The following is a 1,277-nucleotide window of genomic DNA, read 5'->3' on the forward strand; positions in this document are numbered from 1 at the left end:
TGGACTGAACCCTATCCAATAGACACGAATAAAGAGGCCTATCGCAGGATTTCATGAAATTACGCAGACTGACGTCGTTGTTCAAGCGGCGTCAGTTTTGTTTTGAGTTGAATCCGTTCGTGGTTATAGAAATAGATATACTCATCGACGAGATGACGAGCTTGCTCGGCCGTCCTAGGCTTGCATCTTCGAATGCATTCCGTTTTGAGTATGCTGAAAAAGTTTTCTGCCGGAGCGTTATCGTAACAATTGCCCCGTCTTGACATGGATGGTGTAATACTGTACTTTTGAATCAGGGTAAAATATGCTTGGGAGGTATATTGAAACCCTTGGTCACTGTGGAGTTGCAGCTCCGTGGTGATCATTTCTTTTATCCGGGCCTCTCGGATCGTGTTTAACACCAAGTTGATCGATTGTTCCGTTCCCATCCGGTAGGCAACAATGCTGTTGTCAAATAGATCGCGTATCATAGATAGGTACAACGTTCCCTTCGGGGTCTTAATGTACGAGATATCCGTCACCCACTTTTCGTTGGGCCTTGTGGCAGTGAAGTCGCGGTTAAGCCTGTTTGGATAGCGATGCAATTGCTGGCCCATCTGTTGATATTTTTTTCGCCGCCGAATCTGTGCCAAGAGCCCGTACTTGTTCATGATCCTCAGTATAGCCTTATGGTTGGCCAGGACTCCACGCCGCTGGAGCCATATTCCTACTCTACGATATCCGTAGGTTCCGCGTGTATCGTGTTGACACTGGTTTATCATCTTGGCTAGTAGTTGGTCGCGACTCGGCGATGCTTGGCGTTTGAGGAACGCATAATATCCACTGCGTGATACGTTAAAGAATTGGCACATCGCCTTAATGGGATATTTATCTTTGTATCGTTGGATCGCGGTGTATTTAATTTCCGGCCTCACATCCTTCCAGCGACTTGAAGAAAAGACTGGTACAATTCCACTTCCATCTCAAGTTGCCTAATGCGCTCTATGTAATCCTGCTCAGTTTTGAAGGGCTTTTTTCTCGGACGACCGCGGCGCTTTGGCACAGAGGTTGAAGGTAGCTTCTTTCTGTTGTGTCGTTCCACTAACCTTTTAACCTGGATCATCGCTAGACCAAACTCCTCCCCGATAGCACGGTAGGTCAGACCTTGTTCTTTCATCTGCAGCACTTGTTCTATGATGGCTTTACCGAAATGTTTTCCCATGAAAGAGCCTCCTGTCGTAGTCATCCTACAACAGGAGGCTCTTTTGCTCAATGTCCATTTTTCGGGGTTCAGTCCA

General features: G+C 46.8%; 2 protein-coding genes. Both read right to left on the reverse strand.

Features of this window, described 5'->3' with window-relative positions; genetic code table 11:
* Positions 1 to 59 precede the first annotated feature (59 nt).
* Positions 60 to 914 carry an IS3 family transposase gene (locus RIN56_20620; GenBank protein ID MDR7869197.1) on the reverse strand — a complete coding sequence of 285 codons (855 nt, stop codon included), beginning with the start codon at positions 912 to 914 and terminating at the stop codon, positions 60 to 62.
* On the reverse strand, positions 911 to 1,201 hold the full coding sequence (locus RIN56_20625) for a hypothetical protein (GenBank protein MDR7869198.1): 291 nt from the start codon (positions 1,199 to 1,201) through the stop codon (positions 911 to 913). The genes RIN56_20620 and RIN56_20625 overlap by 4 nt, the downstream gene beginning before the upstream one ends.
* Positions 1,202 to 1,277: the final 76 nt, after the last annotated feature.

Source organism: Sporomusaceae bacterium, assembly GCA_031460455.1.
GTDB lineage: Bacteria > Bacillota > Negativicutes > Sporomusales > UBA7701 > Anaeroselena.